The following is a 26582-nucleotide window of genomic DNA, read 5'->3' as shown; positions in this document are numbered from 1 at the left end:
CGCGCTCGGATCGCGCGGCTCAGTGTTTGATGGGGAGCGAACATGTGTATGGTTGGGGTCGAACTGTTGGTTGGTGGAGGGGTGGGTTGTGCGGGCTTTGGAGCAGGTTGTGTTGAGTGGGGCAGCGGGGTTGCGGGTGGTTGAGGTTGGGGTGCCGGGGGTGGGGGCCGGGGACTTGTTGGTGCGGGTTGGGGTTGCGGGGGTGAACTTTGCCGACGTGATGCAGGCTCGGGGAACGTACGACGGTGGGCCGGTGGTGCCTTATCTGGCGGGGTTCGAGGCTGTCGGGGAAGTGGTCGCGGTGGGGGACGGGGTGGTTGCGTCCCGGGTCGGGGAGCGGGTGGTCGGTACGGGGGCGGGGGCGTTCGCCGAGTTCGTGGTGATGCGGGCGGACGAGGTTGTGCCGGTGCCGGCGGGGTGGACGGACGAGGAAGCGTTGGGGCTGGTGCTGAACTGGGCTACAGCGCTGGTGTCCTTGCGCGGGTTGGGTCAGGTCAAGCGCGGGGACTTCGTGTTGGTGCACGCGGCCGCCGGTGGTGTTGGGCAGGCTGCGGTGCGGATTGCGAAGTACTACGGGGCGACAGTCATCGGTACGGCGTCACCGGAGAAGCACGAGACCGTACGGCGGGTTGGCGCGGACCACGCGGTCGACTACCGAAACAACGACTTCACCCAGGAGGTGCTGCGGTTGACGGCGGGGCGCGGTGCCGACGTCGTACTCGAGTCCGTTGGCGGCGTGATGTTCCGGCGGAGTGTTGAGGTGGCGCGGCGGGTGACTGGGAAGGTTGTCGTCATCGGGGCCGCGGCCGGTGAGGCTGTGGTGAGCAATCTGGAGCTGAACTTCAGGCACCCGGTGCAGGTCATCGGGCAGCACCTGCCGACGACGATTCGCGAGGCGCCGGAGTTGTACGCCGAGACGCTGGCCGAACTGGACCGGCTGATCGCGGCAGGCGTCTACCCGCCGGGACGGCCGACCGTGTACGACCTCGCCGACGGGCCGAAGGTGCTCGCCGAACTCGAGGCCGGCCGCACCGTGGGAAAGCTCGCGCTCAGACCGTGATCGACTGAGCGAGGCGGAAGCCGAGGTCTTCGATGGCGAAGGTCGGGTGGGAGCGGCGGCGGACTGTGGAGCCGATCGAGCGGTCCGGGTCGGCGAAGCCGCCGCCGCGGAAGATGCGGTACTCGCCGTACGTCGACGGGTCGTACAGGTCCCAGCACCACTCCCACACGTTGCCGAGCATGTCGTGCAGGCCCCACGCGTTCGGCGTACGGTCGCCGGCCGGATGTACGGCACCACCCGAGTTGCCCGCGTACCAGGCGATCTCGTCGAGCGGGCCGTACCGGTACGCAGGTGTGCCCGCGGTGCAGGCGTGCTGCCATTCGGCCTCGGTGGGGAGGCGGTAGCCGGGGGAGGAGCGATCCCAGCCGTCGGCCGTGTACGCGGGCGGCAGCCCGTCCGCCACCGACAACTCGTTGCACAGGGCAACGGCGTCGTGCCAGCTCACGCCGGTCAGCGGAATCCCGTCGCGGGCGAACGGGTATCGAGCCAGGCGGAACGCAGGTACGTCGACATGCCACCGCCGCCCGACCCTGTCGTCGCGGAGGAAGATCAGGCCGGACGGGATGTCTACGAAGTCAAGCATCGTCAGTAATACTGGCGGATCTTCGGCCACAGCGTCGACCAAGATTCCGCGGGCCCCGCACACAGCACCAGCGCCGTACCGTCCTCGTCGTTCGACACGATGCTCTGGACCGTGCCGACCTGCTTGCAGTCGCGGAAGTACGACTCGAAGATCGGCGTCCGCTCCAACTCGACGATCAGCACCGGGCCCGTGTTCGTGTCCGGTGGGCGTGCCCACTGCCAGAAGCTCATATGCGCCGAGTACGGCGACGGCAGCCCACGCGCTGGTCCGTAGCGGACGATCGCACCGGCCTCGCCGTAGTTGCCGGCGAAGATCGTGGCGGTGGATCGTTCAGACGCAGGCACCTGCGACCACGCGGCAGCCACCGCGTCCGTGAACGCGGGCCACCCGATCTGCTCGCCCTGCTCCTTGTTCACCGGGATGACGAGGTCGACTGCCGACGCCGGCAGTACGGGCAAGGTGAACACGGCGGACGTCAACGCCGTCAGGACGAGCATGACGACGGCCGCCCGCCGGCGCCGGTCGACCCAGCTGAGTATCGGTTCGCACCCGGCCGCGACCAGGACGAGCAGCAGCGGCAGCGCGTAGTACGACTTGCCGCCGACCGCGAGTACGACGACGCAGAGCACCGGGTACGCCAGTGCGACGGACCGCGCCCACGGCAACGACCGCCACAGTCGGCGGAATCCCGCGATCCAGAACGGAACCAGGAACGGTGACAGCTGCAGGATCTGCAGCGGTACGAACATGATCCGGTTCTCGGTGCCGTCGTCCGAGCTGATCCCGCCCGCGACCTTGAGTTGCGGCCAGTCGTGCTGGAACTGCCACACGACATTCGGCAACGCGATGAGTCCCGCGACGGCGACGCCGGCGAGCACCCACCACGATCGCAGGACGCTCCGCGGCCCGACGATCAGCAACGACACCAGCAGCGCGCCGATCGGCAGCACCACGAGGTACTTGTTCTCCAACGCGATCCCGGCTGTCAGACCGAGCGCCAGCCACCAGCGACCGTCGCCGGTCCGCAGCAGCTTGACGGCGAACAGTCCGATCAACATCCAGGCCAGCAGGTCGTACGTCGCCGTCGACACCATGTGTCCGACCCCGAGCACGAACCCCGACACCGCGGCGCAGATCGCGGCCAGCACCTGACCGCGCCGGTCGCTGCCGAACTCGCGGGCCAGCAGTGCGATGACCACGATCGTCACGACGCTGCTCACCGTCGACAGCACCCGCAGCCCCATCACGGTGTCACCGAAGACCGCGGTCGACACCCTCGTGATGAACGGCGTCAGCGGCGGCTGGTCGACGTACCCCCAGCTGAGGTGCCGCCCGGCGACCAGGAAGTACAGCTCGTCGCGGTGGTACCCGTACCGGCCGGACAGCGCGGTGAGTACCGCTCCGACGATCAACGCAACCGACAGCACAGGCCGCACCGCGAAGGCGGGCACCGAAGGGCGGGTCATGCCGGAATGGTGTCAGCCGAAGGGGGCCGCGACTAGTCCAGAAAGCGTGGTTCCTGTCCGCGGTCCAGGAGTAATACGCGGCCGGCGAGCGTCTCGTCCGAGACGAAGCGCACGACGGCGTCGGTCACCGCCGCCAGCGGAACCAACTCAGCGCCGCGCTCAGACGCCGGCAGGGCGGCGCGCTCGCGAAGTCCGCGCGGTGTCGCGACCCAGTCCGGGACGACACAGTTCACCCGCACCCCATGGCTGGCGTGCAGCGGCGCCAGCGTCGCAGTGAGCCGGATCAGTGCGGCCTTGGCCGCGCTGTACTCCGGCGAGACATGCGGTCCGAACCCCAGCCCCGCGGTCGACCCGACATTGACGACCGCGCCGCCACCCGCCGCCTGCATGCCGGGCAGCGCGAGCTGCGTGGCGAACATCGGCGCTCTGAGGTTCACCTCGAGCGAAGCCGTCCAGCGCGCGGCTGGAGCGTCTGGGAAGCACGGCGTGAGCACAGCGCCGCCGCCCGCGTTGCTGACCAGGATCTGCGGTTGACATGCCATCAGGTCGCGGACGGCGTCGTCGTCGCGCATATCGACCTCGACGAAGCGCGCCGCAGCCCCGATCAGCCGGCAGGTTTCCCGGCCGCGCGGTCCGTCGAGGTCCGCGACCACCACCGAGGCCCCGGCCGCGGCGAGGCGGATCGCGATCGCACGGCCGATGCCGACCGCGGCTCCGGTGACGACTGCAGTACGTCCGGTGATGTCCATGGTCGTCACGCTGCCACCCGGCACCGACAGTTGGCGGGGATGATTGGATATGTCAACCGGGGAGTTGTGGAGAGGACGGGCTGTGGCGCTGCTGTACGAGCGGATCTGTGCTCACGTGCTGGAGCAGCTCCGGCGTGGTGCGCTGCGCCCGGGGGACCGGGTGCCGTCCGAGATGGAGCTGGCGGCCCAGTTCGGGGTCAGCCGGATCACCTCGAAGCGTTCGCTCGAGGTACTGCGGGAAGCCGGCCTGGTGGAGCGTGTCCGCGGCAAAGGCACCTTCGTCGTACGGCGGCTGCCCGATCTGACCGACCTGACCGTCCCGCTGCGTCAGACGCCGCGGCGTGAGGCGCGTTCGATCGCGCTGATCGTTCCGAGCATGTCCGAGGCGTTCGGGCTGGACCTGTTCAACGCCATCGAGGAACGCTGTACGGAGCACGGGGTCCAGCTGGTCGTACGGCGTACGCACGGCCGCCAGACCGACGAGGAGAAGGCCGTCGACTCGCTGGTCGCGACCGTGGACGGTCTGATCGTCTTCCCGGTGTACGGCGACTTCTACAACGCCAGCCTGCTGCGGCAGGTGCTCGACGGGTTCCCGGTCGTGCTGGTCGACCGCCACCTGTCCGGCATCCCAGTCGCCGCGGTCCTCACCGACAACGTGGCCGCGGCCAGGGCACTCACCACGCGGCTGCTGGACCAGGGCCACGAACACATCGCGTTCGTCTCGCCACCGCCCGTGAACACGTCCTCGATCGAGGACCGCCTGGAAGGCTTCCGCTCCGCGTTCACCGGCCGCGGCCGGCCGCACGAGCTGATCGACCTGCGCAGCACGATCCCCGGTTCGACGACGACGGAAAGCGTGCACGCGGAGATGGACGTCATCCGCGCGTTCCGCGACCGCATGCCCGAGGTGACGGCGTACGTCGCCTGTGAGTACAACCTGGCCCGCATGGTCGACAGGGCGCTGGGCGGTGACCGCGTGGTGGCCTGCTTCGACTCGCCAGGTGACTCCATCGGCGGACCGCCCTACCTGTACGTCCGGCAGAACGAACTGGAGATGGGCCACCGCGCGGTCGACCTTCTGCTCGCCCAGCTTCGCGGTGAACCCGTACCGAACATCTCGTACGTGCCGTTCGAGCTGGTCGAGGCAGAGACCTGACTTTCGGCAGTACGGGCGCGGTGCTGCGACTGTGTAGCGTCTACCGCATGAAGTGGCGGCTCCTGGGGGACGTGGGTCTGTGGGCCGCACTGAGCTTCCTCGTGCTCGGCGAGAGCGGCGCACGAAACGACCCGTACTGGTACCGCGCGCTCTGCATCGCAGTACTCGCTCTGGCGATCGCCATCCGTCGCAGGTGGCCGTTGCTCGCACTGGGCGTCGTCGCGTGGACAGAGATCGTCGTACTGGCCTTCGCCCTTGGCTCGTCGAACGGCGTGCAGATCGCCCTGATACCGGCCGTCAGCGTGCTGAGCTACCTGGCTGGCCGCAGAGCGACACAGCTCAGGCACTTCGTGCTCCTGTGCGTCATGTCGTTGCTAGGAATGCTCGTACTCGCTCTGACAGCGCGCCTGGCAACAGAAGCGATCCTGACCTGGCTCATAACGCTCCTGTCCTCACTACTTGTCGTCGTACTGCCCTGGCTGATCGGTCGATACCGCGCACAGCAGGCCCTGCTCGCAACAGCAGGCTGGGAGCGGGCAGAGCGCCTGCAACTGGAGATCAACCAGGAACGTCTACGCGAACGCTCCCGGATCGCTGAGGACATGCACGACTCGGTCGGCCATGAGCTCAGCCTGATCGCACTGCGAGCAGCAGCCCTCGAGCTGGACCCGTCCTTGCCCGAGCAGCACCGCCTGGCAGCCGGGGAGCTGAGGCAGGCAGCAGGAACGGCCACGGAGCGTCTCGGCGAGATCGTCGGCGTACTGCGGGATCAAGACGCGCCCACCATGCCGCACGACGAATCAGTGCGCGCACTGGTGGACCGGGCTGTGGCGTCCGGGCTGTCTGTGCAGCTCACTGAGCAAGTGGACGACGTACTGGCACCCATGGTCGACCGTGCTGTCCACAGGGTCGTGCAGGAGTCCTTGACCAACGCCAGCAAGCACGCGCCGGGCGCCGCTGTCACCGTCACCGTCACCACACGCGACGACAACGTCCAGGTAGACATAACCGACACGGGAGCCACCAAGCCCGTCGATGCACCGTCAGGAGGCCGTGGTCTCGACGGGCTACGAGAGCGCGTCCGCTTGGCGGGCGGATCACTAACGGCTGCCAAGCAACCACATGGCGGTTTCCAGGTGACGGCCACGATGCCCTGCGCCGGCGGCCGTCCTGAGCCGCCTACTGCAGCAGTAGAACGAGCAACGGTACGACGAAGCGCCCGCCGCGGACTGATCACGGCGATCGCTGCCCCGGTGCTGCTGGGAGTTCTCATCGGCGCGGTTGCCCTCGGCTACTACTTGCTCGCCGGCTACAGCGCGATCTTGAAGCCGGCCGAGTACGACACGCTCGCCATCGGCCAGTCGAAGCAGGAGGTGGCCAAAGTGCTCCCGCGCATGCAGATGATCGACGCACCGACACAGGGCTACACCCCACCGAACGGCTGGACCTGTCAGTACTACCGTCCGGCGCCTCCCTTCACCAGCAACTACGTGTACCGCCTGTGCTTCGCGAACGGCGCACTGGTCGCCAAGGCCGTCGTACAGAGCGGCTCTGTCCCACCGACCCCGGAAGGCAATCGATGATCAGGGTGATGCTCGCCGACGACGAGGCGATGGTGCGGGCCGGTGTCCGCGCGATCCTCGGCACCGACGACGAGATCGAGGTCGTCGCCGAGGCGGCCGACGGCGTCGAGGCGGTCGAAGCGGTCCGGCGGCACCGCCCGGACGTCGCCGTACTGGACATCCGGATGCCCCGGATGGACGGGCTCGCGGCCGGCGCGGAGATCCGGCGGACCGTGCCGGAGACGGCCGTCGTCGTACTCACCACGTTCTCCGAGGACGCGTACATCGCCCGGGCGCTCGGCGACGGCGCCAGCGGGTTCCTGCTGAAGTCCGGCGATCCGCGCGAGTTGATCGCGGGTCTGAAGGCGGTCGCCGACGGCGCCGCGTACCTGTCGCCGAAGGTCGCGCAGCGGGTGATCGCCGAGCTGAGCGCCGGGGCGGGCGGGGGAGCGATGGCCCGGGCGGCGGCCGCGAAGGAGCAGATCGCCGTCCTGACGCCGCGCGAACTGGACGTCCTCGGCCTGGTCGGCGCGGGCTTGTCGAACGCCGAGATCGCGGGCCGCCTCTACCTCGTCGAGGGCACTGTCAAGGCGTACGTGAGCGCGATCCTGCAACGTCTCGGGGTGAAGAACCGGGTCCAGGCCGCGATCGTGGCCTACGAGGCCGGTCTCGTGACCTGACGCTCCGGGTGGTGACGTTGTGAGGACACCCGGTCATGGGATAGTGGACCCTCCTGGGGACCTCACCTCCGGGACCACCCAGCAAGCTCCAGGGGCCACCCGCCCCCTCTGACAGAATCGGGGATCCAGGTCGTGACCGACTCGCACAACTCCGGACAGCACAAGGACCGGGAAGCGGCGGCGGCCGAGGTCCGGAGAATGTGGCAGCCGACCCCCTCCTGGACCCAGCCGGACGACAACGAGGCCGTCGAGGAGAAGACCGAGGACGCCGCCGAGCCGGCGGACGCGCTGTCCCAGGACTTCCCGGGCGACTCGTGGTCCGCGAAGCCCGTCGACCAGCCGGCGCCGTGGACCCAGCCGCAGACGACCCCGCCGGCCCCGTCCTGGGCGCAGCCGGTGCCTGATTCCGCAGCCTCCTCGTGGAGCCAGCCGGAGGCTGACGACGAGGAGGACGTCGTCCCGGCGACCGATGAGCCCCAGCACGACGCCCCGGTCTTCGGCGGCTCCTCGTTCCAGAACCAGGACCAGCAGCCCACGCCGCCCCCTGCACAGCCGACCCAAGCGGCCCAGCCGCAGCCAGGTCAGCCGCAGCCAGGCCAGTTCCAGCAGGGTCAGGGAGGCCAGAACCCGGGCCAGCCGTTGTCCCCGGCCGCGCAGCACTTCTTCCCGCAGGGCATCCCCGGCCAGCAGCAGGCCCCGCAACCGCCGCAGAACCTGTCGTTCCGCACCGACGACCTGATCCAGGCCCTGCCGCTGCCGCGCGAAGCCCCGGCCGAGCGCGGCGTCCGGAGCATGTTGAAGCTCCGTCCGGGAACGTCGGAACGCTCCGAGCGGCTCGCCCGCGCGACCGCGGCGACGGCCTTCCGCCGCCCGGTGACGATCGTCGTCGCGAACCCCAAGGGCGGCTCCGGCAAGACGCCGACCACGCTGCTGCTGTCCGGCGCGCTCGGCCAGGCCCGTGGTGGCGGTGTGGTCGCGTGGGACAACAACGAGCTGCGCGGCAACATGCACCTGCGTACGCACGACACCAACAGCCGGTCCACGGTCACGGACATGCTGCAGGCGATGCCGATGCTGACCCAGCCGGACGCCCGCCTCGGTGACGTCGCGGCCTACCTGCGGCACCAGGTCGCCGGTCAGTACGACGTACTGACGTCCGCGACCACGACGTACGCGCAGATCGAGGCGAAGGACTTCGACCAGATCCACCGCCTGCTGAGCCGGTTCTACAAAGTGCTCGTGATCGACACCGGGAACAACGAGGGCTCCAGCAACTGGCGCGAGGCGATGAAGGCGGCCGATGCCCTGGTCATCCCGATCAAGTGGAAGAGCCTGTCCTGCGCGGCCGCCGTGCAGATGCTGGAGGAGCTCGACAACCAGGGCCCCGAGGCGCAGCGGCTGATCCGGCGCGCGGTGATCGCGGTCTCGAACGGTCCGGGCGACGTGAACAAGGACGTCGAGAAGCAGCTCCGGCCGTACTTCGAGTCGCGGGCGGCGGCGGTCATCGACATCCCGACCGACATGCACATCGCCGCCGAGGGACCGCTCGACCACTCCGCCCTGCAGCCGGCCACCCGCCGCGCCGCCCTGGAGCTGGCCGCGAAGGTCTCCGAGCAGATCACGACCGCTCTGAATACTCCACGCTGAGCTCAGGCTCGACCTGAGGTCGAGGCCTGCGGCGCAGGCGGTGGCGGACCAACTCGACGACGAGTGTGACCGCCAGCGCGAGGCCGATACCGAGGACAACCCCTTTCAGCGGGTTGTCCTCGAAGGCCTTGCCGCCGATGTAGCCGACCAGCGTGCAGTACAGGCCCCAGCTGATCGCGGCCACCGCTGCGAACGGTGTGAAGCGGCGTAGTGGGTAGCGGACCGAGCCCATCGTCAGCGTGACCGCGGTGCGGCCGCCGGGGATGTAACGGGCTACGACGAGGACGAGTGGTCCGCGTTCGTCCAATGCGGCGCGGGCCCAGAGAATGGCAGCAGAGCGACGGGTTCCTGGTTTGACGCGGTCCAGTAGCCGGCCGCCGGCGCCGCGGCCCAGCACGTACGACACGTGGTCGCCGACGAACGCGCCGACAGCTGCAACCAGGATGACGGCGTACAGGTTGGGTTCGCCGGTGGAGGCGGCGAAGACGCCGGCCGTGACGACCAGGGTCTCGCTGGGGATCGCGGGGAAGAACCCGTCCAGCGCGGCGAAACCCCACAACGCGAGGTAGATCCACCACGAGGACATCAGTTCACCGGCGAAGTGCAGGATCGCGTCACTCATACCGTAGAACCTAGAAATCCGGACCGGTCCGGCACATCTGACCACCGGCTGGTCCGACCCCCTACTTTCGTTGTCGATACCATCTGCTCGTGAACGAAGGAGCGAACGTGCCCGAAGTCAAGATCCACCTGATCGGCGTCGAAGGCGAGGCCGAGCGCAGCGTCACCGAGACGACGACGATCGGGGAGCTGTTCGCCGGGATCTTCGGCCAGGACCGCTCCGCCATCGCCGCCCGCGTCAACGGTGAACTGCGCGACCTGTCCCGGGTCGTCCAGGACGGTGACCAGATCGAGCCGGTCAAGGCCGCGTCCGAGGACGGCCGCGCGATCATCCGGCACTCGACCGCGCACGTCCTCGCCCAGGCCGTGCAGGACCTGTTCCCGGATGCGAAGCTCGGCATCGGCCCGCCGGTCGAGAACGGGTTCTACTACGACTTCGACGTCGAGACGCCGTTCACGCCGGACGACCTGACCAAGCTCGAGAAGAAGATGCAGCAGATCATCAAGGAGCGGCAGCGGTTCAGCCGCCGGGTGGTCAGCGACGACGACGCGCGGGCCGAGCTCGCCGCCGAGCCGTACAAGCTCGAGCTGATCGGCATCAAGGGGTCGGCCGCGGACGCCGCCGAGGGCGCGTCCGTCGAGGTCGGCGGTGGCGAGCTGACGATCTACGACAACGTACGGCGTGACGACAGCGTCGCCTGGAAGGACCTGTGCCGCGGCCCGCACGTCCCGGCCACGGGCTACCTGGGCAACTTCAAGCTGATGCGTACGGCTGCCGCGTACTGGCGGGGCAGCGAGAAGAACCCGCAGCTGCAGCGGATCTACGGCACAGCCTGGGAGTCCCGGGACGAGCTGAAGGCGTACCTGACCCGCCTGGAGGAGGCCGCCAAGCGCGACCACCGCAAGCTGGGTACGGAGCTCGACCTGTTCAGCTTCCCCGACGAGATCGGCTCCGGGCTCGCGGTGTTCCACCCGAAGGGCGGCGTGCTGCGCAAGGTGATGGAGGACTACTCCCGCCAGCGCCACGTCGAGGACGGGTACGAGTTCGTGTACTCGCCGCACATCACCAAGGGCCAGCTGTTCGAGACCTCGGGCCACCTGGACTGGTACGCCGACGGCATGTACCCGCCCATGCACCTGGACGAGGAGCGTGGCGCGGACGGGCAGATCCGCAAGCAGGGCCAGGACTACTACCTGAAGCCGATGAACTGCCCGATGCACAACCTGATCTTCGCGGCCCGCGGCCGGTCGTACCGGGAGCTGCCGCTGCGGCTGTTCGAGTTCGGCACGGTGTACCGGCTGGAGAAGTCCGGCGTCGTGCACGGCATGACCCGGGCCCGTGGCTTCACCCAGGACGACGCGCACATCTACTGCACCCGTGAGCAGATGCGCGACGAGCTGCGGAACCTGCTGACCTTCGTGCTCGGGCTGCTCGCCGACTACGGCCTCGACGATTTCTACCTGGAGCTCTCCACCAAGAACCCGGACAAGTTCGTCGGCTCCGACGAGGTCTGGGAGGAGGCCACCGAGACGCTCCGCGAAGTTGCCGAGGGCTCCGGTCTCGAGCTGGTCCCGGACCCGGGCGGCGCGGCGTTCTACGGCCCGAAGATCTCGGTGCAGGCCCGGGACGCGATCGGCCGGACCTGGCAGATGTCGACGATCCAGCTGGACTTCAACCTGCCGGAGCGGTTCGAGCTGGAGTACACGGCGCCGGACGGGTCCCGGCAGCGGCCGGTGATGATCCACCGCGCGCTGTTCGGCTCGATCGAGCGGTTCGTGGCCGTCCTGACCGAGCACTACGCCGGCGCCTTCCCTCCGTGGCTGGCCCCGGTCCAGGTCATCGGCATCCCGATCACCGACGGGCACGTCGACTACCTGTTCGAGGTCGCGAAGCAGCTGAAGGCACAGGGCATCCGGGTCGAGATCGACGCGTCCGACGACCGGATGCAGAAGAAGATCCGGAACGCCCAGAAGGCCAAGACGCCGTACATGCTGATCGCCGGCGACGACGACATGGCGGCCGGCTCGGTGTCCTTCCGGTACCGCGACGGCACGCAGAAGAACGGCGTACCGATCGCCGACGCGGTCGCGGAGATCGTCGAGTCCGTCACGAAGCGCGTCCAGGTATGACCGATCACCCCGACTCGCCCTACACACCGGAGGAGTTGGTGCGGCAGGACGGTGTCGGGGTGCCGGATGCGTTCCTGCGGCTGTGGACGCCGCACCGGATGGCCTACATCGAGGGCGAGAACAAGCCCACGAGCTCGGAGGCCGGCTCCGGCTGCCCGTTCTGCCGGCTGCCGAGCCTCCCGGACGCCGATGCGCTGATCGTGCACCGCGGCGAGTCGGCGTACGCCGTGCTCAACCTGTACCCGTACAACCCGGGCCATCTGATGATCGTGCCGTACCGGCATGTGGCCGACTACACCGAGCTGACCGACGCGGAGGTCCGCGACGTCGCGGACCTGACCCGGCAGGCGATGCAGGCGATCCGTACGGTGTCCGCGGCGCACGGGTTCAACATCGGGATGAACCAGGGCGAGATCGCCGGCGCGGGCATCGCCGCCCACCTGCACCAGCACGTGGTCCCGCGGTGGTCCGGCGACGTGAACTTCATGCCGGTGATCGCGAACACGAAGGTCCTCCCGCAACTCCTGCCGGACACCCGCGCGCTGCTCGCGAAGAACTGGCCGTAGTTCAGTTGATGAACAGCGGCAGCAGCGGGTCGACGATGGTCGTCAGCGCGTCCAGCGTGACCTCCCGCGGCGGATTCGTCAGCGCGGTCACGCGGACCACTCGCTTGCCCTGACGGAAGACGAGCTCGCCCGCGTCGGGAAGGTAGTAGCCGGGCTGGCCGAGCGGCGCGAACGCCGGCGCCGGCACCCGGTCCGCCTCCGGAATGGTCGTCTGGTTGAACGCCTCCACGACGGAGACCGTGGCGTCGAACGTCCCCCAGATACAGGTCAGCGCGCCATGCACGCGGTAGTCCCGGCGCAGCTGGACCTGCAGCTGGACGAACCGCTCCGCCGCCGACGTCGACAGCTGACAGGTCTCGTCCGACTGGCGCGCCGGCCGCAGGCTCTTCGGTACGGCGGCCCGCACCGCGACCGCGATCGCGACGGCCCGGGCCCGTTCGATCCCGTCGGCGGGATCGCGGTCGATGCCACCGGCCGGCATGATCCGGACCGCGCGGTCGGCCACCCGGAAGACGATCCGCGACTCGCTGATCGTCGCATCCGGCCCGAACTCCGGGAGCGGTTCGACGCTGCCGGGATTCTCGACCAGCCGGCTGAGCGTGTCGGGCTGGACCGGCAGCGCACTCACGCCGATGGTGACCGGCAGGTCCCCGAGCAGCAGTGTGCAGAGGTCCATCGCCGGGAGCCCGCCGTCGTTCCACGCGTACGGCTTCGCCGTCACGGGTCCACGGAACCGGGCCGTGAGCGTGCGGGTGATCGCCGTACAGACCTGCGGTCCGGGCGCTCCGGCCGTACCGTCGAGGCCTTCGGCCTGCGGGGGTGCGATCACGGTCGGGACGACTGCGGTCGGCACAGGGGTGGAGGGGCGGAGGCCGTCGGCGCGTTGGGCGACGGTGCAGCCACTGGTGCAGCCGCTGACCGCGAGCACCAGTACGAGGCCGGCCGCAAGACGCATCCCGGTCACCTCCTCAACCCCAGGATCGCGCGCCGAACGGCCCACCGCAGGCCGAAACCCGTGCCTTGTCACCGGATGGAGATCCGGGTGAACTACGATCGCGTCGCCATGCTTAACAGATTCCGGCAGTTCTGGACCAAGGTGATCACGCCGATCGCCACCCTCCTGCTCAAGCTCGGCGTGAGCGCCGACATGGTCACGCTGGTCGGCACCATCGGGGTGTCCGCCGGAGCGCTGATCTTCTTCCCGAGCGGTCACCTGTGGCTCGGCGTCGTGGTGATCACCTGTTTCGTGTTCTCGGACCTGATCGACGGCTACATGGCCCGGACCTCGGGGACGTCGTCGAAGTGGGGTTCGTTCCTGGACTCGACGCTGGACCGGATCGCCGACGGCGCGATCTACGGCGGCCTGGTGATGTACTACGCGAACTCGCGGGCCGGCGACTCGACGCTGATGGCCGCGGTCACGCTGTGGGCGCTGGTGATGGGCGCCGTCACGTCGTACGCCCGGGCCAAGGCGGAGAGCCTCGGCCTGAAGGCCAGCGGCGGGCTCGCCGAGCGCGCCGACCGGTTGGTGTTCACGCTGATCCTGGCGTTCTTCTCCGACGTGTTCAACCTGCCGATCCTGCTCGAGCTGGTGATCTGGTACGTCGCCGCGGCCAGCACGATCACCGTGATCCAGCGTTCGCTCTCGGTCCGTAAGCAGGTCCTGTCCGACCCGGCGAAGAACGACCTCGACTCCTGATGGAAGGCGCCCGGCAGCGCGCCGTCGACCTGGCGTTCGCGCTCGCCTGGACGCTCGTACGGCGGCTGCCCGAACGGACCGTGACGTGGCTGTTCACGCGCGCCGCCGACCGTACGTACCGTCGCAACGGCCGGGGTGTACGGCGCCTGCGCGGCAATCTGGCCGCCGTACGTCCGGCCGCGACCGAGGCCGAGCTGGACGAGCTGACCCGCGCCGGGATGCGGTCGTACCTGCGCTACTGGCAGGAGGCGTTCCGCCTGCCGGAGTGGTCCGCGGAGGAGATCGTCGGCCGGGTGCGGACCGTCAACGAGAAGCTGCTCCGGGACGCGTACGCCGCCGGCCAGGGGGTGATCTGTGCGCTGCCGCACCTCGCGAACTACGACCACGCCGGTGCCTGGGCCGGTCTGACCGGGATGCCGGTGTCGACCGTCGCGGAGCGGTTGCAGCCGGAGTCGCTGTTCGACCGCTTCATCGCCTATCGCAAGAAGCTCGGGATGGAGGTGCTGCCGCTCACCGGTGGTGACGACGACGTCACCGCAGTACTCGCGGACCGCCTGCGTGCCGGGGGATTCGTCTGCCTGGTCGCCGATCGGGACTTGTCCGAACGCGGGGTACCGGTGACGTTCTTCGGCCGCCCGTCGCGGATGCCCGTCGGCCCGGCCGCGTTGAGCCTGAAGGCGGGTGCGCCACTGATCCCGGCGACCTTGCACTACGAGGACCGCGACCTGGTGATCACGTTCCACGACACGATCGAGCCGGACAGCGCGGCCGAGATGACCCAACGCTGCGCAGACGCCTTCGCCCAAGGCATCGCCGAACACCCGCAGGACTGGCACATGCTGCAGAGGATTTTTCTGGACGGGTAAGAATCTTCCCGTGAGGATCGGCGTGGTGTGCCCGTACTCGCTGGGTACGCCCGGCGGGGTACAGAACCACGTCCGCGACCTCGCCGAGGCCCTGCTCGCCGTCGGCCACGAGGTCTCGGTCCTCGCCCCGGTGAACGATTTCGGCAGCGTCCCGCCGTACGTGGTCTCGTCCGGCCGCGCGGTCGGCGTCCCGTACAACGGGTCGGTCGCGCGCGTCACGTTCGGCCCGCGGACGGCGGCGCGGGTGAAGAGCTGGCTCGCCGAGGGAGACTTCGACGTCGTCCACGTCCACGAGCCGACCACGCCGAGCGCGTCGATCATCGCGCTCTGGTCCGCGGCCGGGCCGTTCGTGGCCACGTTCCACACCTGGCAGGTGCGCTCGCGGGCGATGAGCGTGGCGTCGAGCCTGCTCCGCCCCGCGCTGGAGAAGATCGACGCGCGGATCGCCGTGTCCGAGAACGCCCGCTCGATGATGGTGCAGCACGTCGGCGGCGAGGCGGTCGTGATCCCGAACGGCCTGTACACCGCCCGCTTCAAGGGCAGCCCGCGCGCCGAGTGGATGGGTGAGGACGGCACGATCAGCTTCCTCGGCCGCCTGGACGAGCCACGCAAGGGCCTCGGCGTACTGCTGGACGCCGTACCACAGCTGCTCGCCGAGCGCCCCCGCCTGAAGCTCCTGGTCGCCGGGTCGGGGCAGGCCGACGAGGTACGCCGGTCGTTGCCGCCGCGATACCACGCGAACGTACTGTTCCTCGGCGCGATCGACGACGAGGCCCGCGCGGACATGCTGGCCGGGTCGGACGTGTACGTCGCTCCGCACCTGGGCGGTGAGAGCTTCGGGATCGTCCTGTTGGAGGCGATGGCGGCGGGTGCGCCGGTGCTCGCGAGCGATCTCCCCGCGTTCGGGCAGGTGCTGGAAGGCGGCCGGCTCGGGGAGTTGTTCGAACCCGGGAACTCCGGTGAGCTGGCTGCGCGGGTGCTGCGGTTGCTGAGCCGGCCGGAAGAACGCGAGCGGCTCCGCTCGGCCGGACTCGCCGCGGTGCCGAAGTACGACTGGTCGGTGCTGCTGCCGGAGCTGCTGTCGGTCTACGAACTGGTGGCTAGACCAGCTTCGCGTGGACGGCCTTGATCTCGTCCAGGTCGCCCGACTCGGGCTTCCACGGCAGCACCATCGGGTCGTCGGGGTAGCGCGGGATCACGTGCAGGTGGGTGTGGAAGACGGACTGCCAGGCGTCGGCGCCGATGCAGCTGAGCAGGTTGGCGCCGGTGGCGCCGTCGAGACGCTCGATGACGCGACCGACCAGCGACTGGGCGAGCAAGGTCGCGGCGGTCAGGTCCTCGGGGGCTGCCTCGCGGAGATCGGTCGAGTGGGTGCGCGGGACGACCAGCAAGTGCCCGGGCGTCGCCGGGGCGATGTCCATGAAGGCGATCGCCCGGTCGGTCTCGGCGACCCGGGTGGACGGGATGGTTCCGGCCACGATCCCGCAGAAGATGCAGTTCTCGCTCATCCGGACAGGCTATACACTGCGCGAGCCGAGTCCGCCGCCCAAGCACCGAGGAGCCCGATGCCGGACGATCTCCTGCGCCCGACCGTCGGCGCCGGTGTGGACATGTCGGCGCGGCCGTGGCGGCTGATGTCGCAGACGTACGTCGCGTTCTTCGGCGGGGTGCTCGCGTCGACCACGATCGCGTACCTGAACGCGGGCCGGCTCGGCGTCGACGCCGCCAAGCGCCGGCTGGTCCTGCTGACGGGCCTGGCCGGGTTCGTCGTGGTGATCGGCGTGTTCCTGCTGCTGTACGACGACTCCGGCATCACGTCGGGGTTCCGGGTCGGGATCCGGGTCGTGGCGGTGCTCTGTTGCATGGCACAGCTACGGCTGCAGCGGCCGATGGACCGGGCGTTCCAGTTGCGTGGCTCGGACTACGGATCCCTGTGGGGGATCGGGATCGCGGTGACGATCGGCGGCGCGGTCGTCGAAGGTGTGGTTCTCTACCTGGTGACGGTGGTGCTGTGAACGACCCGAGCGAGTCCCGCCTGCAGATGGCCGCGCACTGGCTGCGGATCGGCCGTCCGGAACGCGTTCTCGAGGAACTGCAGGGCCTTTCCGGCGACGCCGCGCTGGACTACCGCGCGTACCTGTTCCGCGGCGCGGCGCTGCACTCCCTCGACCGGAACGCCGAGGCGATCGACGTACTGCGGGACGGCCTGACGCAGCACGGTCCGTTCCCCGCGATGCTGCACGTACTCGGGTCCACGTTGCGCTCCGAGGGCCGGCTGCCCGAGGCAGAGGCCGCGTTCCTGCAGGGCCTGAGCCTCGACCCCAACGACCCGGACCTCCTGATCGGCTACGCGCGCGTCTGCCTCGCCGCCGGACAGGCCGAGAAGGCGGGCGCACTGGTCGAGCGGGCGGCCTCCCACGCGCCGGAGAGCGTGGCCGTCTCCGCGGCCCGGGCGCAGGTCGCGTTCGCGCTCGGCAAGGACCGTGACATGCATCGCCACAGCGCCGAGGCGTTGTCGTACGACCCCGAGGACCCGGGCGCTCGCGCCTTGCACGGTACGGCGTCGATGCTGACCGGCGACGCGCGCGCCGGGTACGACTCACTGCGTTCGGCCGCGGCCGCCGAGCCGGGTGACGCCGACCTGCGCGCGGCGGCTCGCGAGGCGAAGCTGTACAACCACCCGCTGATGATGCCGCTGCGGCCGTTCGCGCGGGTGAACCCGCTGGTCGTCTGGATCGGCGCGGTCGTGGTCATCTACGGCCTCCGCGCCGTCGGCCTCGGTCCGCTGTCGTTCGCCTTCGCGATGGTCTGGCTCGCGTTCTGCGTCTATTCGTGGGTCGTCCCACCACTAGTCCGCCGCTGGATCAACCGGAGATGGGGATCATGAGCAACGACCGGATCGAGGCCTTGCGAAAGGCCGTCGAGGCGAACCCGGACGATGTGCTGCTGCGGCTGGTGCTGGCCGAGTCGCTGAACGTGGCCGGCGAGACCGAGGAGGCGCTCGACCAGTACGTCGTACTCCTCGACCACCACGGCCTGCCCGACGACCAGTTCGTACCGGTGGGGGAGCTGGCCGCGGCGAACGGACGGCTCGCGCTGCTCCGGAACCTGCTCGAGGCGGCCCGTCAGCGCGGCGTCGTCGAAGGTACGGGCCGCCTGCAGCAGCTCGTCGACGGCATGATCGCCGAGCGCAGCGGCGTCCGGATCAAGGTCGGCCCCGAGACCGAGGCGCCGTACGAGCAGGACCTGGTGAAGGAGACGACCACCTTCGACCAGGTCGGCGGCATGGAGGAGATCAAACGGGTGATCCACCGGATGGTGATCCTCCCGCAGAGCCGGCCGGAACTGTACGAGAAGTACGGGCGCAAGGCCGGTGGCGGTGTGATGCTGTACGGGCCGCCCGGGTGCGGCAAGACGCTGCTCGCCCGGGCGACCGCGGGGGAGTGCGGGCTGCCGTTCGTCAACGTCCGGATCGAGGACGTGATGGACCCGTACCTCGGCGTCTCCGAGCGGAACCTGCACGAGGCGTTCGAACGCGCCCGCGCGAACGGTCCGTGCGTACTGTTCCTCGACGAGCTGGACGCGCTGGCGTTCGCCCGGCACAAGCACGGCGGGTCCGAGTCGCGCCGGCTGGTCGACGTACTGCTCCAGGAGCTGGATGCGATCGGCTCCGAGAACGACGGCCTCCTCGTCCTCGCGGCGACCAACGCGCCGTGGGACGTGGACGAGGCGATGCTCCGGCCGGGGCGGTTCGACCGGGTGATCTTCGTACCGCCGCCGGACGAGCCGGCCCGTGCGGACATCCTGAGCGTGCTCACGAAGGACGTACCGGCCGACGGCCTCGACCTGAAGGCGCTCGCCGCGCAGACCGCGATGTTCAGCGGCGCCGACCTGCGCGCGCTGATCGAGCGTGGCGTGGACAAGGTGATCGACGAGGCGCTGTCCACCGGTGGCGAGCCGCCGCTCGGCATGCCGCACCTGACCGAGGCGCTCGCCGCGGTGAAGCCGTCGACGCTCGACTGGCTGCACCGCGTCCGTTCGTACGTCGAGTTCGCCAACCAGAGCGAGCGCTACGACGACGTGGCGGCGTACCTCAAGTCCCGCGACGTACGCCGCCGCCTCAACAAGAACTGACTACTTCAACTTGGAAGCGATCGAGTCCGGCATCGCCTCGTAGCGGGAGAACTCGCGGCTGAACGACGCCGCGCCGTGCGACAGCGAACGCAGGTCGATCGTGTAGCGGGTGATCTCCACCTGCGGTACTTCGGCCTTCACCAGCGTCCGGTTGTCGCCGACCTTGTCCGTCCCGAGCAGCCGGCCGCGCCGCCCGGACAGGTCGCTCATCACGGCACCGACCAGGTCGTCCGGCACCAGCACCGACACCAGATCCACCGGCTCGAGCATCGCGACCCGGGACGCGGCCGCCGCCTCCCGGAGCGCGAGCCCGCCGGCCATCTGGAACGCCATGTCCGACGAGTCGACGCTGTGCGCCTTGCCGTCGGTCAGGGTGACCCGGATGTCGACCATCGGGTACCCGGCCGCGACGCCCTTCTCCATCTGCGCCCGGACGCCCTTCTCCACGCTCGGGATGAACTGCCGCGGCACCGCGCCGCCGACCACCTTGTCGACGAACTCGAACCCGGTGCCCTCGGGCAGCGGCTCGACCTCGATGTCGCAGACGGCGTACTGCCCGTGGCCGCCGGACTGCTTCACGTGCCGCCCGTGCCCCTTGGCCGGTCCGCCGAACGTCTCCCGCAACGGCACCCGGAGCTCCACGGTGTCCACGGTCACGCCGTACCGGTTCGAGAGCGCGTCCAGTACGACGTCGGAGTGCGCCTCGCCCATGCACCACAGCACGATCTGGTGCGTCTCCGGGTTCTGCTCGATCCGCAGCGTCGGATCCTCCGCGGCGAGGCGTTGCAGCCCGACGCCGAGCTTGTCCTCGTCGGTCTTGGCGTGCGCCTGGACCGCGATCGGCAGCAGCGGTTCGGGCATGTTCCACGGCTTCAGCAGCAGCGGATCCGCCTTGTCCGACAGCGTGTCGCCGGTCTCCGCCCGGGTCAGGCGGCCGATCGCGCACATGTCACCGGCGACCACCTCGCCGGCCGGTCGCTGGGTCTTGCCGAGCGGGAACGACAGCGTGCCGATCCGCTCGTCCTCGTCGTGGTCCTCGTGCGCGTGCCCGGCCCCATGAGCCGCACCGTTGTGGTCACCGAAGAAGGACGTGAAATGGCCCGACACGTGAACCGTCGCGTCGGGCCTGATGGTGCCGGAGAACACCCGGACCAGGCTGACCCTGCCGACGTAGGGGTCCGACGTCGTCTTCACCACCTCTGCCAGCAGCGGGCCGTCCGGGTCGCAGGCGAGGCCCTGGCGGGCGACGCCGTGCGGGTTGAAGACTTCCGGGATGGTGTGCTCCGGCGGCGACGGGAAGCCGCTGGTGATCACCTCGAGCAGTTCGTACGTACCGACGCCGGAGGCGCTGCAGACCGGGACGACCGGGAAGAACGAGCCGCGGGCGACCGCCCGTTCGAGGTCCTCGATCAGCACCTTCTGGTCGATCTCCTCGCCGCCGAGGTACCGGTCCATCAGCGACTCGTCCTCGGACTCCTCGATGATGCCCTCGATCAGGGTGCCGCGCAGTTCCTCGATCTGGTCCGCGTACGACGGGTCGGCCGCGACAGCGGTGCGCTTGCCGCCGGAGTACTCGTAGTACGACTGGGAGAGCAGCCCGATCAGCCCGTCACCAGCGGGCAGGTAGAGCGGCAGCACCTTGTCGCCGAACGCCGCTTGAGCGGCCGCGAGCGCGTTCTGGTAGTTCGCCCGGGCGTGGTCGAGCTTGGTGATCACGACCGCGCGCGGCATCCCGACCTCCTGGCACTCCTGCCAGACCGTACGGGTCGGCTCGTCGACGCCCTCGCTCGCCGAGATCACGAACAGCGCACAGTCTGCGGCGCGCAGGCCGGCCCGCAGCTCGCCGACGAAATCCGCGTACCCAGGGGTGTCGATCAGGTTCACTTTCACGCCGTCGTGGGGGAGCGACGCGAGCGACAGCCCCACCGAGCGTTGCTGCCGGATCTCGGCGTCGTCGAAGTCGCACACCGTGGTTCCGTCGACGACGGTGCCGGGTCTGTTCAGGACTCCGGAGGCCACCAGCAGGGCCTCGACGAGGGTGGTCTTGCCGGCGCCCGACGGGCCGACCAGCACCACGTTGCGGATGGCGGCCGGGCTGTCCACAGCGGGCGCGGCTCCGGTGCCTTGGGAAGTGTTCGTCTTGTCTGCCATGACGTTCCTCCTGGTCCACCCACGATTCCCCTATCGGACATTTCGCACAAGAGCCTTCAGCGCGCGGATTCGTGTCGGGCCTCCCTCGCCCGGACCCTCACGATCGGTAGGGTCCGAGGCATGCGTAGGGCATTCGGGGTAGTCGTCACCATGCTGGTGGCCGTACTGGCATTGGCCGGATTCGCACTGCCGGCATCGGCGGAGCCCGGCGACGAGATCAGGAACTTCGCGATCGACTACACCGTCACACCGGATGGCGTGCTGCAGGTCAAGGAGACGATCGACTACCACTTCGCGAGCAGCGGCCGGCACGGGATCTACCGCGACCTGGTGACCCGTGAGCCCTACGTCGACGACGACTCCAAGGACCAGGAGTACCAGATCTCGAACGTCGAGGTGTCCTCGCCCACAGGCGCCTCGGCGAAGTTCACCCAGACCACGAACACGTCGAACAAGGGTCGTTACTCGGTCGAGCGCCTCCAGATCGGGTCCGCGGACAGGACCGTCCCGGGCACCGACGCGACGTACGTGATCAAGTACGACGTCCGCGGCGCGCTGCGGCACTTCGCCGATCACAGCGAGCTGTACTGGGACGCGACCGGCAACGCCTGGAGCGCGACCATGGACAACGTCCGGGTCGAGGCGACCGTCCCTCAGGGCGTGACCAAGGTCGAGTGCTTCATCGGCACCGTCGGCTCGAACCAGAACTGCCCGTCCAGCGCTGTGATCGGCGGCAAGGGTACGTTCGGTGCGACCGCGCTGGAGACGGGGAACCAGCTCACGATCGTGGCCGGTATCACGGCCGGCGCAGTCCGGAACGACACCCCGATCCTGGTCGACCCGCCGAGCTGGATGGAGCGCGCCGGCCTGTCCTGGCTGCAGGTGATCGCCGCCGCTGTCGTCACCGCACTCGCGACCGTGGCCGCGGCGCTCTACGCGAAGCTGGGCAACAAGGACCAGCGGTACGCCGGGATGCCGCCGGGCACGTTCCCGCCGGACGGGGTCGCCGCCGAGCCGGTGAAGGACAACCTGAGCGAGGACCAGCTCCCGGTCAACTTCGCGCCGCCGAGGATCCCGGTCGCCGAAGGCGGCCTGCTGATCGACGCGAAGGCCACTACTGTCGAGACGGCCGCGACCCTGATCGACATGGCGGTCCGCGGCGGCGTCCGGATCGACAACGACGGTTCGACTCAGAAGGCCGTACTGCTGAACCCGGCGGCCGCGACCGCGCCGCACGAGCAGGCACTGATGTCAGGGCTGTTCCCGACCCTGCAGCCCGGCTCCGAGGTGGTCCTGGAGCGCGGCGCGGTTGGCGACCACACGAGGCGCCGGGCGCACGACGCGATGATCGCGGCGCTCCGCCAGCAGGTGAGGGCCCGCGAGTGGTACCTGCGGATGCCGCGGGCCGGCGGCGGCTCGGCGTTCCGGAACCGCTTCGGCGGCGCCTGCACGGCGATGATCGCGATCTGGATCGTCGGCGCCGGACTGTTCGGAATCGTCAGCAGCTCCGCGACTGGTAGCACCGGCCGTGGGATCGTGGTCGCGATCCCGGTCATCGCCGTGGTCGTTGCCATCGGCATCTGGATCGCGATCCGTGGCCGAGGGCAACGGAATCCGGCGGGCCGGGCGGTCGCCGACCAGCTGGTCGGCTTCCGGAAGTACCTGGCCACCGCCGAGGCGGACCAGCTCCGCTTCGAGGAGGGCGAGGACATCTTCTCGAAGTACCTGCCCTGGGCGATCGCGTTCGGGCTCGCCGACCGCTGGCAGAAGGTCTGCGAACAGCTGGTCGCCGCGGGCCGCATCCCGCCGGACCCGTACTGGTACTCAGGCCCGTCGTACTACACCTCCGGCTGGACCGCGGGAGCCGTCGGGTCGACGCTCGCGCACAGCTTCGACCCGCCGCCCACCCCGTCCAGCTCGGGCGGCGGTGGTAGCTCCTCCGGCTTCAGCGGCGGGTTCTCCGGTGGCGGCGGCGGAGGCGGCGGAGGGGGTAGCTGGTAACGGTCCGCAGTGCCCGCGGCCGAGCCGCGGGCGCAGGGTGCGGCTGAAGTCAGACCGCGCCGCCGGCCGTGGCCGGGGCGGTGGGGTCGGCGCCGGCGGTGCCGACCACCTCGCGGGCCAGGAAGTCCTCGAGGTGGAACAGGTTGTCACCGGCCCGCTGCGCGACGTTGACCAGTGTCTTCATCGCGGCGACCTCCTCGACCTGCTCCTTGAGGAACCACTGCATGAACTGCTCACCGATGTAGTCGCTCTCGTCACGCGCCGTCCGGGCCAGCGTCTCGATCTGCTTGGTGACGGTGATCTCCTGCGCCAGCGCGAGCTCCAGCGGCTCGATCGCGGTCTTGAAGTCCGACTCGACCTCGCCGACCGACGGGATCTGCGGCCGGATGTCCTTGTCCAGCAGGTACTGCACCATCATCATCGCGTGGTTGCGCTCTTCCAGCGACTGCTTGTAGAAGTGCGCGGCCAGCTGCGGGAGATCCTGGTCGTCGTACCAGACAGCGACTGCCACGTACTGCTGCGACGCCGTGAATTCGTTCCGGATCTGTTCCTGCAGGAGTTTTTCGTACGTGCTCATCCCGTCAATCTACTCTGCCCAGCTCGATCACCTCGGTATCGCCGCCAGGCAGGCCGATCCGGACCGTCGTACCTTCCACCTGCACGCGGATGCCTTCGGCAAGCGCTTCCGGCCGGAGTGCGTCCCGGGTCAGCAGTACGGCGTTGACCAGCACGAGCGGTTCGCCGTGATGCTGTGCGGTCAGGTACGGCGTCGCCGAATGCGCGCCGTACGGGTTCACGCCGACCGCCCGACGTACGCCGGCCGCGTCGTACCCGTACAGTCCCACGACCGCGGACACCAGCCCGTTCGCGTTCCGTGCCGAGGCGACGGTCGTACTTGCTGTTGCCTCAGGCAAGGACTCGCCGGCGACGGCGAAGCCGCCGCTCCGGACGACCGCGCCGTCCGGCCCCTCGACCAGCGCGCAGCGGATCTCCCACCCGTTGCGGACGAGCGAGGTGATCTCGATCTTCCACGGGCCCTCGGATCCGAGCCACGCCCGGTGCCAGGACGATGCCGTACGCCCCTCGACACCCAGCCGCCGGATCCGCCCCCGCCCGCTCGCGACGCCTTCGGGCGAGACCAGCGAGATCAGGTTGTCGATCCCGGGCGCCCGATCGGAGAGATCCGGCCCTGCGTGGTTCGCGTACGCCAACCGGTTGTAGTGCGGGTCGCCCGCCGGTTCCACCCCGGCAGGCTCGGTGACAGGCGCGTGGTCGGCCCCGTGGTTCACCAGTTGCACCACCTGATCGTGCCGGCTCGCGTGCAGGATCCATCCCGGCTCCGGCATCGCCTTCTGCTGATCCGCGTCGTCCAGCGGAATCGAGTCCTCCGGATCCGACCACACCGGATGCTCCGGCGGCAGGATCAACCCGACGAACCCCTTCGAAGCCCAGTACGGCGACCCGGGTCCGGAGTACTGCTGCGTGGTCGGCAGGAACGTGTCGTACCACCCGAGCGTCAGCAGACCGCGGTTGTCCGGAACACCGTGCTGGACGAAATGCCGCGCGATCCCGGAGCACAACCGCCGCGTCTCACCCGGCGTCAACGGCGTCGAGTCGAGCAGCGCGCCCATCCAGTACGGCGCCGCGGCCGCCATCCGGTACGTCAGCGACCGTCCCTGGTAGACCGGCGCGCCGTCGTTCCCGACCAGCTGGACGGCGTCCTCGAGGAACAGCCGGATCCGCTCCTTGTACAGCTTCAGGCGGTCCTCGTACTGGGCACCTGGCGTCGCGGCGGCCATCCGCGCCCACAGGCCCGGGTACAGATGCATCGCCCAGCCGATGTAGTTGTCGAAGTTCTGCCCGTCGCCGTCGGAGTACCAGCCGTTGCCGACGTACCAGTCCTCGATCCGGTCCAGGCCGCCGTCGATGTCCTCCTGCTGGTACGGCGCGCCGACCGAGGCGAGGAACTGCTCGCTGACGACCTGGAACAGCCGCCAGTTGTTGTCGTGGGTGCTGGATCCGTTGAACCCGCCGAGCCATTCCGCGACGTACTGCTGCGCCTTGTCGTCGAGCCGGTCCCAGATCCACTCGCGGGTCTCGTGCAGCGACACCGCGATCGCCGCGGCCTCGACCATCTGCTGCGACCGCGGGGTGAGCCGGAGCCACGCCTCCGGGTGGTCCGGGTTGGCGCCGTTCGCGACGCCGCGCGCGTACCGCTCGATCAGGTGCTCGCAGCCCTTGCCCTGCACGCCGGCGATCCGGAACGCGGCCAGCATGAACGACCGGGCGAACCCTTCCAGCGCGTCGGACGCCGTACCGGAGCGGCTCGGCCGGCCCGGCAGCTCGATCAGTGACATACCGGGAGAGAAGTACGGGACGAGCGAGTCCAGCAGATGGTCGGCGAGCGCCTCCCAGTGCGCCCGGACCCAGCCGGTCTGGCGGGACAGTTCGCGGTCGGTGTCCGGCAGGATGAGGCGGCTCACGCTAGTCTCCCGAGTTCGCTGCGGCTGATGGCGTGTTCGAGGGGCTGTCCGGCGGTCAGGCGTTCGAGTTCGCTGACAGCGAGTTCGCCGAGCCGGGCGATCTCGTTGCCGACGGCACCGGCGACGTGCGGGGTGACGAAGACGTTCGGCAGGTCGAGCAACGGCGAGTCCGGCGGCAGCGGTTCCGGGTCGGTCACGTCGAGGACGGCGTCGATCCGGCCGGACGTGCACTCGCGGAGCAGCGCGTCGGAGTCGATGATCTTGCCGCGGGCGGTGTTGATCAGCGACGCGCCGTCCTTCAGCAGGCCGAGCAGACGGGCGTCGACCAGGCCGACAGTCTCCGGCAGCAGCGGAGCGTGCACGCTGAGGATGTCACTGCGGCGGAACAGCGTGTCGTTGTCGACCAGTTCCGCGCCCAGTGCGGCGGCCTCGGCCGCGGTGAGGTACGGGTCGCTGATCAGGACGTCGAGGTCGAACGTACGCAGCCGTTCGGCGACCAGCTTCGCGATCCGGGACGCCCCGAGCAGGCCGACCGTCGCGCCGTAGTTGCCCGGCATCCCGTGCGGGTCCGCTTTGCGCCGCTCCAGCCGGTACTGCGCCGCGAGCCGGAAGGCCCGCTTGCCGGCCATCACGATCGCGGCGACCGTGAACTCCGCGACCGGCTGTGCGTTCGCGGTGGCCGCCGACGAGACCTGGATACCCCGGTCGAACGCGGCCGGGTCCACGATCGCCTTCACCGAGCCGGCCGCGTGCAGGATCGCCCGCAGCTTCGGCGCCTCGTCCAGTACCTCCGGGCCGATTCGCGGGCAGCCCCAGCCGGTGAGCAGTACGTCGACGTCCGGGAGCGCCGAGCGTACGGCCGGGTCGGAGAGGAAGCTGGTACCGGGACCGACCGGCAGGACGGTGGCGACCGCCTCCAGGCGCTTCCGGACGGACGGGACCAGCACGCGCTCGCGGCTGCTGTCGTTCATCGCCAGCATGACGGTCGGGGCGGAACTTGGTTCTGGGCTCACGAGGGCAACGCTAGC

General features: G+C 69.5%; 24 protein-coding genes. 14 read left to right on the top strand and 10 right to left on the bottom strand.

Annotated elements, in window-relative coordinates; translation table 11 throughout:
* Nucleotides 1-73: 73 nt before the first annotated feature.
* On the top strand, nt 74-1060 hold the full coding sequence (locus tag ACFYRU_RS22435) for a zinc-binding dehydrogenase (RefSeq protein WP_387661975.1): 987 nt from the start codon (nt 74-76) through the stop codon (nt 1058-1060).
* Here ACFYRU_RS22435 and ACFYRU_RS22430 read toward each other — a convergent pair.
* Genes ACFYRU_RS22430 through ACFYRU_RS22420 form a run of 3 tightly spaced genes read right to left on the bottom strand, consistent with a single transcriptional unit; the run spans nt 1050 to nt 3858 of the window.
* On the bottom strand, nt 1050-1643 hold the full coding sequence (locus ACFYRU_RS22430) for a formylglycine-generating enzyme family protein (protein ID WP_387661973.1): 594 nt from the start codon (nt 1641-1643) through the stop codon (nt 1050-1052). The genes ACFYRU_RS22435 and ACFYRU_RS22430 overlap by 11 nt on opposite strands.
* Nucleotides 1644-1645: 2 nt before the next feature.
* Complete coding sequence (locus tag ACFYRU_RS22425; protein WP_387661971.1) at nt 1646-3109, bottom strand: ArnT family glycosyltransferase; 1464 nt, start codon at nt 3107-3109, stop codon at nt 1646-1648.
* 32 nt (nt 3110-3141) lie between these two features.
* Nucleotides 3142-3858: an SDR family NAD(P)-dependent oxidoreductase gene (locus ACFYRU_RS22420; RefSeq protein ID WP_387662930.1), complete on the bottom strand. Its 717-nt coding sequence runs from the start codon at nt 3856-3858 to the stop codon at nt 3142-3144.
* Between the two features lie 82 nt (nt 3859-3940).
* Between ACFYRU_RS22420 and ACFYRU_RS22415 the strand changes: the two genes are divergently transcribed.
* From ACFYRU_RS22415 to ACFYRU_RS22400, 4 genes are all read left to right on the top strand, one after another.
* The gene (locus ACFYRU_RS22415) at nt 3941-5014 is read left to right on the top strand and encodes a LacI family DNA-binding transcriptional regulator (protein WP_387661969.1); all 1074 of its coding nucleotides are present in this window, start codon (nt 3941-3943) and stop codon (nt 5012-5014) included.
* Between the two features lie 47 nt (nt 5015-5061).
* Nucleotides 5062-6597: a sensor histidine kinase gene (locus ACFYRU_RS22410; RefSeq protein ID WP_387661968.1), complete on the top strand. Its 1536-nt coding sequence runs from the start codon at nt 5062-5064 to the stop codon at nt 6595-6597.
* Nucleotides 6594-7256 carry a response regulator gene (locus ACFYRU_RS22405; protein ID WP_387661966.1) on the top strand — a complete coding sequence of 221 codons (663 nt, stop codon included), beginning with the start codon at nt 6594-6596 and terminating at the stop codon, nt 7254-7256. Before ACFYRU_RS22410 ends, ACFYRU_RS22405 begins: the two co-directional genes overlap by 4 nt.
* Nucleotides 7257-7388: 132 nt before the next feature.
* Nucleotides 7389-8903, top strand: coding sequence for an AAA family ATPase (locus ACFYRU_RS22400; protein ID WP_387661964.1), 1515 nt, complete (start codon nt 7389-7391; stop codon nt 8901-8903).
* Here ACFYRU_RS22400 and ACFYRU_RS22395 read toward each other — a convergent pair.
* Nucleotides 8875-9525 (bottom strand): DedA family protein, encoded by a 651-nt coding sequence (locus tag ACFYRU_RS22395; protein ID WP_387661963.1) that lies wholly within the window; start codon nt 9523-9525, stop codon nt 8875-8877. The two genes, ACFYRU_RS22400 and ACFYRU_RS22395, sit on opposite strands and share 29 nt — an antisense overlap.
* A gap of 107 nt (nt 9526-9632) precedes the next feature.
* On the opposite strand from ACFYRU_RS22395, the gene thrS reads away from it, so the two are divergent.
* Both thrS and ACFYRU_RS22385 read left to right on the top strand, forming a co-directional pair.
* Nucleotides 9633-11654, top strand: coding sequence for a threonine--tRNA ligase (gene thrS, locus ACFYRU_RS22390; protein ID WP_387661961.1), 2022 nt, complete (start codon nt 9633-9635; stop codon nt 11652-11654).
* Nucleotides 11651-12220, top strand: coding sequence for an HIT family protein (locus ACFYRU_RS22385; protein ID WP_387661960.1), 570 nt, complete (start codon nt 11651-11653; stop codon nt 12218-12220). Before thrS ends, ACFYRU_RS22385 begins: the two co-directional genes overlap by 4 nt.
* Nucleotide 12221: 1 nt before the next feature.
* Here ACFYRU_RS22385 and ACFYRU_RS22380 read toward each other — a convergent pair whose 3' ends face one another.
* Nucleotides 12222-13175 carry a hypothetical protein gene (locus tag ACFYRU_RS22380; RefSeq protein WP_387661958.1) on the bottom strand — a complete coding sequence of 318 codons (954 nt, stop codon included), beginning with the start codon at nt 13173-13175 and terminating at the stop codon, nt 12222-12224.
* A gap of 108 nt (nt 13176-13283) precedes the next feature.
* Between ACFYRU_RS22380 and pgsA the strand changes: the two genes are divergently transcribed.
* From pgsA to ACFYRU_RS22365, 3 genes are read left to right on the top strand one after another with little or no spacing between them, the layout of a single operon-like run.
* Nucleotides 13284-13919, top strand: coding sequence for a phosphatidylinositol phosphate synthase (gene pgsA, locus ACFYRU_RS22375; RefSeq protein WP_387661956.1), 636 nt, complete (start codon nt 13284-13286; stop codon nt 13917-13919).
* Nucleotides 13919-14785, top strand: coding sequence for a phosphatidylinositol mannoside acyltransferase (locus ACFYRU_RS22370; RefSeq protein WP_387661954.1), 867 nt, complete (start codon nt 13919-13921; stop codon nt 14783-14785). Before pgsA ends, ACFYRU_RS22370 begins: the two co-directional genes overlap by 1 nt.
* Nucleotides 14786-14795: 10 nt before the next feature.
* Nucleotides 14796-15914 (top strand): glycosyltransferase family 4 protein, encoded by a 1119-nt coding sequence (locus ACFYRU_RS22365; protein WP_387661952.1) that lies wholly within the window; start codon nt 14796-14798, stop codon nt 15912-15914.
* Here ACFYRU_RS22365 and ACFYRU_RS22360 read toward each other — a convergent pair.
* Nucleotides 15886-16293 carry an HIT family protein gene (locus tag ACFYRU_RS22360; RefSeq protein WP_387661950.1) on the bottom strand — a complete coding sequence of 136 codons (408 nt, stop codon included), beginning with the start codon at nt 16291-16293 and terminating at the stop codon, nt 15886-15888. The genes ACFYRU_RS22365 and ACFYRU_RS22360 overlap by 29 nt on opposite strands.
* A 57-nt stretch (nt 16294-16350) precedes the next feature.
* Between ACFYRU_RS22360 and ACFYRU_RS22355 the strand changes: the two genes are divergently transcribed.
* The 3 genes from ACFYRU_RS22355 to ACFYRU_RS22345 are packed head-to-tail and all read left to right on the top strand — an operon-like array spanning nt 16351 to nt 18919.
* Nucleotides 16351-16800, top strand: a complete 450-nt coding sequence (locus ACFYRU_RS22355) for a hypothetical protein (RefSeq protein WP_387661948.1) — start codon at nt 16351-16353, stop codon at nt 16798-16800.
* The gene (locus tag ACFYRU_RS22350; RefSeq protein ID WP_387661947.1) at nt 16797-17672 is read left to right on the top strand and encodes a tetratricopeptide repeat protein; all 876 of its coding nucleotides are present in this window, start codon (nt 16797-16799) and stop codon (nt 17670-17672) included. The genes ACFYRU_RS22355 and ACFYRU_RS22350 overlap by 4 nt, the downstream gene beginning before the upstream one ends.
* Nucleotides 17669-18919, top strand: a complete 1251-nt coding sequence (locus tag ACFYRU_RS22345; protein ID WP_387661945.1) for a tetratricopeptide repeat protein — start codon at nt 17669-17671, stop codon at nt 18917-18919. The genes ACFYRU_RS22350 and ACFYRU_RS22345 overlap by 4 nt, the downstream gene beginning before the upstream one ends.
* On the opposite strand, the gene ACFYRU_RS22340 is transcribed toward ACFYRU_RS22345, so the two are convergent.
* Nucleotides 18920-21070 carry an elongation factor G-like protein EF-G2 gene (locus tag ACFYRU_RS22340; protein WP_387661944.1) on the bottom strand — a complete coding sequence of 717 codons (2151 nt, stop codon included), beginning with the start codon at nt 21068-21070 and terminating at the stop codon, nt 18920-18922. It lies immediately after the preceding gene.
* Nucleotides 21071-21190: 120 nt separating this feature from the next.
* On the opposite strand from ACFYRU_RS22340, the gene ACFYRU_RS22335 reads away from it, so the two are divergent.
* Complete coding sequence (locus ACFYRU_RS22335) at nt 21191-23071, top strand: DUF2207 domain-containing protein (RefSeq protein ID WP_387661942.1); 1881 nt, start codon at nt 21191-21193, stop codon at nt 23069-23071.
* 49 nt (nt 23072-23120) lie between these two features.
* On the opposite strand, the gene ACFYRU_RS22330 is transcribed toward ACFYRU_RS22335, so the two are convergent.
* The 3 genes from ACFYRU_RS22330 to ACFYRU_RS22320 are packed head-to-tail and all read right to left on the bottom strand — an operon-like array spanning nt 23121 to nt 26567.
* Complete coding sequence (locus ACFYRU_RS22330) at nt 23121-23648, bottom strand: ferritin (protein WP_387661940.1); 528 nt, start codon at nt 23646-23648, stop codon at nt 23121-23123.
* Nucleotides 23649-23652: 4 nt separating this feature from the next.
* On the bottom strand, nt 23653-25554 hold the full coding sequence (locus ACFYRU_RS22325; RefSeq protein ID WP_387661938.1) for a DUF2264 domain-containing protein: 1902 nt from the start codon (nt 25552-25554) through the stop codon (nt 23653-23655).
* Nucleotides 25551-26567, bottom strand: coding sequence for a hydroxyacid dehydrogenase (locus ACFYRU_RS22320; RefSeq protein ID WP_387661936.1), 1017 nt, complete (start codon nt 26565-26567; stop codon nt 25551-25553). Before ACFYRU_RS22320 ends, ACFYRU_RS22325 begins: the two co-directional genes overlap by 4 nt.
* Nucleotides 26568-26582 lie beyond the last annotated feature (15 nt).

The sequence above is a fragment of the Kribbella sp. NPDC004536 genome (assembly GCF_042873835.1).
Classification (GTDB): Bacteria; Actinomycetota; Actinomycetes; order Propionibacteriales; family Kribbellaceae; genus Kribbella.
The sequence above is the reverse complement of the archived record's forward strand: the minus strand, read 5'-3'. Positions and strand labels throughout refer to the sequence as shown.

Excerpts from the sequence above, each read along its gene's own strand:
- ACFYRU_RS22430 (WP_387661973.1), bottom strand. The coding sequence starts at position 1,643 with ATGCTTGACTTCGTAGACATCCCGTCCGGCCTGATCTTCCTCCGCGAC.
- ACFYRU_RS22425 (WP_387661971.1), bottom strand. The coding sequence starts at position 3,109 with ATGACCCGCCCTTCGGTGCCCGCCTTCGCGGTGCGGCCTGTGCTGTCG.
- ACFYRU_RS22420 (WP_387662930.1), bottom strand. The coding sequence starts at position 3,858 with ATGGACATCACCGGACGTACTGCAGTCGTCACCGGAGCCGCGGTCGGC.
- ACFYRU_RS22410 (WP_387661968.1), top strand. The coding sequence starts at position 5,062 with ATGAAGTGGCGGCTCCTGGGGGACGTGGGTCTGTGGGCCGCACTGAGC.
- ACFYRU_RS22405 (WP_387661966.1), top strand. The coding sequence starts at position 6,594 with ATGATCAGGGTGATGCTCGCCGACGACGAGGCGATGGTGCGGGCCGGT.
- ACFYRU_RS22395 (WP_387661963.1), bottom strand. The coding sequence starts at position 9,525 with ATGAGTGACGCGATCCTGCACTTCGCCGGTGAACTGATGTCCTCGTGG.
- ACFYRU_RS22385 (WP_387661960.1), top strand. The coding sequence starts at position 11,651 with ATGACCGATCACCCCGACTCGCCCTACACACCGGAGGAGTTGGTGCGG.
- ACFYRU_RS22380 (WP_387661958.1), bottom strand. The coding sequence starts at position 13,175 with ATGCGTCTTGCGGCCGGCCTCGTACTGGTGCTCGCGGTCAGCGGCTGC.
- pgsA (WP_387661956.1), top strand. The coding sequence starts at position 13,284 with ATGCTTAACAGATTCCGGCAGTTCTGGACCAAGGTGATCACGCCGATC.
- ACFYRU_RS22370 (WP_387661954.1), top strand. The coding sequence starts at position 13,919 with ATGGAAGGCGCCCGGCAGCGCGCCGTCGACCTGGCGTTCGCGCTCGCC.
- ACFYRU_RS22360 (WP_387661950.1), bottom strand. The coding sequence starts at position 16,293 with ATGAGCGAGAACTGCATCTTCTGCGGGATCGTGGCCGGAACCATCCCG.
- ACFYRU_RS22355 (WP_387661948.1), top strand. The coding sequence starts at position 16,351 with ATGCCGGACGATCTCCTGCGCCCGACCGTCGGCGCCGGTGTGGACATG.
- ACFYRU_RS22345 (WP_387661945.1), top strand. The coding sequence starts at position 17,669 with ATGAGCAACGACCGGATCGAGGCCTTGCGAAAGGCCGTCGAGGCGAAC.
- ACFYRU_RS22340 (WP_387661944.1), bottom strand. The coding sequence starts at position 21,070 with ATGGCAGACAAGACGAACACTTCCCAAGGCACCGGAGCCGCGCCCGCT.
- ACFYRU_RS22335 (WP_387661942.1), top strand. The coding sequence starts at position 21,191 with ATGCGTAGGGCATTCGGGGTAGTCGTCACCATGCTGGTGGCCGTACTG.
- ACFYRU_RS22330 (WP_387661940.1), bottom strand. The coding sequence starts at position 23,648 with ATGAGCACGTACGAAAAACTCCTGCAGGAACAGATCCGGAACGAATTC.